At 26.6% G+C, this 7,179-nt stretch carries 7 protein-coding genes and 1 pseudogene; 6 read left to right on the top strand and 2 right to left on the bottom strand.

The annotated features are described in order from the left end of the window. A pseudogene (locus CLTEP_RS12825) lies at window positions 1–238 on the bottom strand (DUF4351 domain-containing protein); the annotation flags it as partial. Window positions 239–1,030: 792 nt separating this feature from the next. On the opposite strand from CLTEP_RS12825, the gene CLTEP_RS12820 reads away from it, so the two are divergent. From CLTEP_RS12820 to CLTEP_RS12795, 6 genes are all read left to right on the top strand, one after another. Further along, a complete protein-coding gene (locus CLTEP_RS12820) occupies window positions 1,031–1,213 on the top strand; it encodes a hypothetical protein (RefSeq protein ID WP_066827328.1) in 183 nt (60 codons plus the stop codon). Window positions 1,214–1,358: 145 nt separating this feature from the next. Continuing rightward, a complete protein-coding gene (locus tag CLTEP_RS12815; protein ID WP_066827326.1) occupies window positions 1,359–2,141 on the top strand; it encodes an ABC transporter permease in 783 nt (260 codons plus the stop codon). A gap of 49 nt (window positions 2,142–2,190) precedes the next feature. Further along, a complete protein-coding gene (locus CLTEP_RS12810) occupies window positions 2,191–3,747 on the top strand; it encodes a hypothetical protein (protein WP_153016336.1) in 1,557 nt (518 codons plus the stop codon). An 11-nt stretch (window positions 3,748–3,758) separates the two neighbouring features. Continuing rightward, window positions 3,759–4,427, top strand: a complete 669-nt coding sequence (locus CLTEP_RS12805) for an ABC transporter ATP-binding protein (RefSeq protein WP_066827322.1) — start codon at window positions 3,759–3,761, stop codon at window positions 4,425–4,427. Window positions 4,428–4,791: 364 nt separating this feature from the next. Then, on the top strand, window positions 4,792–5,193 hold the full coding sequence (locus CLTEP_RS12800) for a hypothetical protein (protein ID WP_066827320.1): 402 nt from the start codon (window positions 4,792–4,794) through the stop codon (window positions 5,191–5,193). Window positions 5,194–5,480: 287 nt separating this feature from the next. Further along, complete coding sequence (locus CLTEP_RS12795; RefSeq protein ID WP_066827318.1) at window positions 5,481–6,041, top strand: hypothetical protein; 561 nt, start codon at window positions 5,481–5,483, stop codon at window positions 6,039–6,041. Between the two features lie 704 nt (window positions 6,042–6,745). Here the strand turns inward: CLTEP_RS12795 and CLTEP_RS15385 are convergent. Beyond that, window positions 6,746–7,179: DUF4351 domain-containing protein (locus CLTEP_RS15385; RefSeq protein WP_153016335.1), on the bottom strand; the 434-nt coding region annotated here is incomplete at its 5' end.

The following is a 7,179-nucleotide window of genomic DNA, read 5'->3' as shown; positions in this document are numbered from 1 at the left end:
ATAAAAATCTATTTATGTCTTTTTCTTTATATGTAGTTTGAAATTCAAAGTGAAGATAATTACCGTCCTCTGTATAGAAAGTATAATCAGTAAAGTTGGTTTTTATGCTTATATCTTTAATTTCAGTATTAGCAGGTGCTATTATTTTGGTTTTCAAATTAAAGAAATTTACAGCACTTTGCTTGAATATATCCATTGCGGTTTTCATTATAGAATCTTCTATTTTATTGTAATCCATGCGAGTCCTCCTATAAAATAAGTTACACTTATATTATAGCATAAAATGAAGTTCATTATGGATGGAAAATACTCAATGATACAATTATGTTTAGGAGAAAAACAAAGCACGAGGAAGTAGGTATCAGGTACTAAGAGGGGAAAGAAGGTACTAGGAGAAAAGCAAGTTTGCTAGACGGCTAGATTGCTAGTCTTCAGTACGGATTTGCGAATTGAAAACCAGTATTTGTTTTAGGTACTAGGAGGGAAAACAAGGTACTGGTATTTATTCTCTGACTAAGTCACAATAGGGTTTGGCGACTAGTGATTGGCGATTAGTGACTTTGTTTTAGTCTCCGGTCTCCAATCTCTAGTTTCCAACACAGATTTGATACTTGTATACCAGTATATGTTTTAGATACTAGTTGCTAGAAATTTTTCAAAACTAGAATTTTTGTTTTTATCGATTTTATAAGACCCCCACCTCTATAAGTGGGAGATTGAAGATTTTGCTTCAGCAAAACGAGTTTACTTGAATTTGAATTAAAATTAAGTATGTTTAAACTAAATATATAAAATTTTGGATTATAGTATATATTGTATTTAAAACTGTACATTAATTTAAAGAAATTCAAAATATTATAAAATATTGTGTTATTTTTTTGATTCGAACAAATTTGACAAGTTTTTCTTGAATGATGTGGTACAATTTATGTTAGATAAGTTTATTAAATGACTTAAGTACTTAAAAACTAAAAGTATTACTGGTGCCGCAGCAGATCTAAATTCAGAAATTGTAGGTGGAATTTATACTGTGGATGTAAGGATGCAAGATTTTGATGAGAATGCAGGAGACTGGTGTCGAAAAGTGGATGATAATCAAAGTAGATTAATTGATGGTTCAAGCGAACATTTGAAGGGTGATTTAGTCAGAACAATTTTCGAACGATTTAACGACACGAGTAGATGTATAAGTTGCAGGAACTTGGAAAAGTAATTAATAAAATATAATAGTTATAAGTAGGTTTAAACAATACTATTTTATACAGGTCTAAATGTGCTAAATTAGATTTTAAGACCTGTATAAATTAGTTTTAGAAATGATAGGAAATTTTTTATGAAAGGATTGTGACAAATACAATATGATAAAAAATTTATTAAAATTAGAATGGAATAAAATTAAATATCCATATTTGATTAGTTTGGGAGTAGGTATATTGTATAGTTGTTTAATTATTTTGCCATTTATTTCAGGATATAGTTACAATCATAAAATTGAAATTTGGCAACAATCAAATCAAGTTTTTGATCTGATATTTCCCTTATTAGCGGTTTTACCAAGCTGTTGGTTAATGTATTATGAAAGAAAAAATAATTTTTTTATATACAATTTAACAAGAGTATCTAAGAAAAAATATATAATTTCAAAGTGGTTAATGACTTCTATAGGAAGTGCAATGATTATTTTTGTTGTTTCATTTGCAGGGTTAATTTTTTGCTTGAAGTTTACCAATAATGTAAAATTAAATGCAATTAAACTAAATGGTTATGATACTTCACTTAAAGAATTTTATGGTTATTATCTAGCGAACAAACCCTATTTATATGGTTTAATATTAAGTGTTTGGAGAGCTGTTATAGGATTTATAATAGGTACTTTTGGTTTTGTCTTGTCTTTATATATCAATAATATTTTTATTATTTTGACTGGTCCATTTGTATATGTATTTATTGAATCATATATGTTTGCTATATTAGGAGTTCCTTATTATAGTATAGTCACTTCTTTTGATCCTAGTATATTGATAGCAAAAGTAATTTCTCTAAAACGCATTTTAGTTGGACCATTTTTGCTAATTATGGTTATTTGTATTATTAGTATATATTTCTCATGTATTAAGAAGAAAAGTATACATTACATATGATTTAAGTTTGATTAAATAAAGAGGCTTGGTAATTACTATGATGATAAGTATGATTAAAAAAAATGTGGATGAATTTTTATCTAAAGGGATATATATAATGATTTTTGTTTTTTCTATGGTTGGATTAAACTTACTTAGATGTGCAAAAGTTGCAAATATTACATATTGGGAATATATAATTTCTGCTATGACAAATCATTATTATATATTATATTTTATGATAATTTTCTATTTATTTTCCGTATTTAAGATAATAAAAGATGATAATGAAATAATACTGATTAGAAGAAGAAAATATATTGATTATTTTATTGTACAAGCAATTTCGTTACTTTTAATTTCGACTATTTTTGTTCTAATACATTTTTTTATTGTAGCTATAATGGGATATGGACTTAATATGGGTAATAGATTCATTAAGAATATAAATTATTATAATTATAATGAAGTTATAGGTATTTATAGCATGTATTTTAAATCACCTATATTAGCAATTATTACGTGTGCAATTTATATGATTTTGGGATTGACGTTTATGAGTATCGTTTTGATGTTTCTTAACAATTTTTTAGGCAAAAAATTGGTTGTTTTATGTATTGTTGTTATGTATATATTAATGTTAATTAGTTTAAGAACGGATGTAGATAAGTTTTTGCCTTTGGTATTTATGAATAATTATATAATATTACATCATGCATTGGCAGTCTTAGAAAAAAGATTCTATATTATGATAATTTGTGAGATGTTTTTAAGTGGTTTTATACTACTAATAATTAAAAAAAGTTGGTATAAAGAATTTACTTTGAAAAAGAAATTAATTCTAATGGATGGAATAAATAACTGGTATTTAAAAATATTATTTTCTAGAAAGAATATTTTTATAATGATAGCTTTTATTATCATATCAGCAGTTAATATTTCATTAAAGAATGATGTTTTGACAATTAATGATTTGATAGTATTACAGTTTTATGGACATGGAATAGGTTATTTCAATTTAATGGATTTTATAAGCCTTGTAATATATAATGGTATACCTATCTATGTATTAGCTTATTTCTTGGAAAAAGAGAACAATGATAGAAGTACATTTGTAACTATTCGTTTAAAAAATAAAAAACAATGGTTTAAATCAGTTATGCAGTGTGGTTTCTTATTAATTTTCATATATGTACTTGTTTCAATATGTATTACTGTTATTATAGGGACGTTTTTAGGGATGAGATTTAGTGGATATAATTATGTGAAAGATTTATTTTTAAAAAACGGATTAAAAATTACTAGTCCATTTTGTTTATATCTAATAATATTAACCAGTAAGAGTTTAGAATTAATTTTTTATTTTTTAGTTGTTTTTACAAGCTATATATATACTAAAGGAGCTACAACAGGATTTTTGTTGGTTCAATTAGGGTATGTATCTTATTTTTTACCACAGAATATAGCTAAATATATACCAATTGGGATAGCTTCATTATCGAGAATGGGTGAATTTGTTGGTAATAATGGTATTTCGTATATATTTATAATGGGTATACTGATAATGCTTAATACAATGTTGTATTTTTATTTGAAAATTGGAGCATATAAAAGAATTTTTAATTAGAGGTGAATATAGTGGAAGAAATTATTAAAATAAATAAAGTTTCAAAGTCTTTTAATGGCATGGAAATCTTGAAAGATATTAGTTTGAGTATAAATAAAGGTAGTACTGTTGGCATTATTGGTGAAAATGGTAGTGGTAAATCTGTAATTTTTAAATTGATTTGTGGATTTGTTAAACCAGATAGCGGAGAGATTTATATTAGAGGAGAAAAATTAGGTGAGAAATTTGATTTTCCAGATAATGTAGGGGCATTGATTAATAAGCCAGGGTATATTGATATGTATACAGGTTTTAAGAATCTTAAGTTTTTGGCAGGCATAAGAAATAAGATTGATGATGATAAAATAAAAAGTACTATGAAATTGGTTGGTTTAGATTCGAATAATAGAACAAAAGTTAAACACTATTCATTGGGAATGAAACAAAAATTAGGAATAGCTCAAGCTATTATGGAAGATCAAGATATTATTATATTAGATGAGCCGTTTAATGCATTAGATTTTAGAACTAATAATGATATAAAGAAATTGATAAAAAGATTAAAGGACAAAGGAAATACAATATTATTAACAAGTCATAATCATAGTGATATTGAAGAATTGTGTGATGAAATTTATATAATTTATAATGGTAAAATAGAAAAATTAACAGATGATATTAAAAAGAAATATTTTGAATAGTTATATGAGTAAGAAGTAACGTACTAGAAATTTTTTAAAAAATATCATGTGGAGTAGAGTCTTAACCTGAAGTTCCGATATTTTGCTTTAGAAAAACGAATTTACTTGAATATGGATTAAGATTAAGTATATTTAAACTAATATATAAAATTTTAGATTATAGTATGTAGTGTATTTAAAATGGCATCATATTTGAAAAGAATTTAGAATATCATAGAATGTGATGTCGTTTTTTTTTTTTTGAAGGCGACCAGATTAGACAAGTTTTTCTTGAATGATGTGGTACAATCTATGTTAGATAAGCTTATTTATAAACAGAGTACACTACTGCATGTAAAATAAGTATTGAAAGGGGTGGGGGTAAATGAAATCATTTTTGATAGACAAAATTATTGTTATAGTAGCAATACTAGTATTTTTAGCATTCCTGGTAGGTGTTATTCAGTATAAGTCAAACAGAGCTTTTGCAATACATACATCAGGTATTAAGATTATAAAAGCAGAAGATATAGAAAAGACTAAAGAACGAGATGCATCATTTGCAGTTAAAGTCCATAAGCAAAATGATTATTATTTAGAGGTTTTTGAAACTTCTCCTACTGGTAATGATTATGTTGAAAGTAGATTTGACTTAGATAAAAAAGATTTTGACTGTTTAGAAATTGGAAAGACATATTGGTTTTATGTGAAATTAAATAAAAGCGATAATTCGAGTTCACACGATGGAAGGGTTAAAAAAATTTATACTGAAAATCCTTGTCAATAAGGGACTAGGAATGAAGCAAGTTTGCTAGACGGCTAGTTTCTAGTACAGATTTATTACTTGATTGCTATATACTTATAATTGGCCACTGGCAAACTGATTAACTGGCATTCTTTATTGAAGAAATTGCGTATCAATTTCAACCTTATTTCGAAATTGATAAAGTTTTGTATATTGGATATGTAAATGAAGAGGAAAAATTATTTCAAGAGGAATTAAAAAAAATACAATTTTAAATAATGGATTAAATGATGTAATTATTATTTAGTGATTTTCTAGGGGGTTATGTAGTGAAGCTATATGTAATGGATTTAGAAAAATATCATAGAGGAAAATATATTGAATATTATTTGGGGTTATTTCCTAAATATGAGCAAAAATATGAGAACTATTACATATGGGATTTCATACAAAGCGATTTAATTTATGAGTTATGTAAAAATAAATATGTCATTATTGACATAAGTGATGATGAATTTAATTCGATATATGACTATTATCCAAGATTAAAATCATCTAAGAAGGATATGAATTATTTTGCTAAAGATTTGATATCTTTGGAATGTGTGAATAAAGAAATTATTTTGGATTTTATAAAGGGAACGGACATATGGGATTGTACTGAGATAGTAAGTTTTTACTGTTATGAAAATAGTGATTTTAATGATGAAATTTTAGAATTTAAGAATAAAGACGACTTGGAAAAATCAAATTACTTAACTAAAATATTCCCAACAGGGGACAGTCTAGGAATAGCTATTGTTACCAAATCAGAAGATAATCATGTTGTTGATATAGTTAGAGAAGTGCTAATGCAGTATTCGGTAACATTGAATATAGTGAATAAGTAAAAGATGAGAGGTAAAACAAGGTGCTAGGAGAAAATCAAGTTTGTCAGACGGCTAGAGGGCTAGTCGGCTAGTACAGATTTGATATTCGTATGCCAGTATCTGTTTGAGGTACTGGGTACTAAGAAAGAAAAGAAAGTGCTAGGCTTTAAGGTTCTAACTAAGTTACAATCTGTTTTGGCGATTGGTGAGTGGTGATTGGCGACTTTTATTTAGTTTCCAGTCTCTAATCGCTAGTCTCCAATCAACTATACAGATTTTTAACTTGAAAATTAATATCTTATTAGGTACTAGGATTAATCAAGTTTGCTAGTCGGCTAGAGAGCTAGATTGCTAGTACAGATTTACAATTTGATTGCTATATACCTGCAATCAGCAAATGTTTTTTATATTGAATTTAAGAAATTGCATAGCAATTTTACTGCCCACTGGAAAACTGGCAGTCTTGTTTTAAAGAAATCGTGTAACGATTTCAACATTAACTGGTAATTAGCAAACTGACTAACTAGAACGCTACTTTTGAAGAAATTACACAGTAATTTCGACATTAGCTGGTAACTAGCAAATTAGCCAACTGGCACTTTTTATTAAAGAAATTGCGTAGCAATTTCAACCTTTACTATTCACTATTCCTTATTCACTATTCTCTAATTAAAGTTTTCTATTTATTGTATAGTGTTTGCTATTCTAGTAAGAAAACTTAACCATTATAGGTATTTTTCTAAATCCTTAATATCTTTCATATCAAAAATTTCTAAAGCAATTATATCAATTACATCTGGAGATAAAGTTTTGATTTTTTTAAGGTATTCCTCTGGGATTTTTTTGAATTTTTTTATTAACTGCTTTACTAAAATTTCATATTTACCTTCCAGTTTTCCTTCTTGCAATCCTTCTTCACGTATCATTTTTCCTATTTCAGTCATAGAGAATACCTCCTTAAATTTTTTCTTACTATTATAGTCACCGAATTTTTCCAAAAGAGCATAGAGTAAACTTAAACAATGAAGTTTATTATCATTTTCTTTGATTTTGCTTGCAAGTTCAATGCTTTTTATAGCTCTTGTAGATTTGTCTTCTTTACTGTTCATAAGTGGAATGAATGTTAAGCTCAGTATTTCTTCATTTGTCAATTCTTCAC

Origin of the sequence: Clostridium tepidiprofundi DSM 19306 (genome assembly GCF_001594005.1) — a bacterium.
In the GTDB taxonomy this organism is placed as follows: Bacteria; Bacillota; Clostridia; order Clostridiales; family Clostridiaceae; genus Clostridium_AC; species Clostridium_AC tepidiprofundi.
The sequence above is the reverse complement of the archived record's forward strand: the minus strand, read 5'-3'. Positions and strand labels throughout refer to the sequence as shown.

Coding starts and splice junctions, on each gene's coding strand:
- CLTEP_RS12810 (WP_153016336.1), top strand. CDS start 2,191: ATGATTAAAAAAAATGTGGATGAATTTTTATCTAAAGGGATATATATA.
- CLTEP_RS12815 (WP_066827326.1), top strand. CDS start 1,359: ATGATAAAAAATTTATTAAAATTAGAATGGAATAAAATTAAATATCCA.
- CLTEP_RS12800 (WP_066827320.1), top strand. CDS start 4,792: ATGAAATCATTTTTGATAGACAAAATTATTGTTATAGTAGCAATACTA.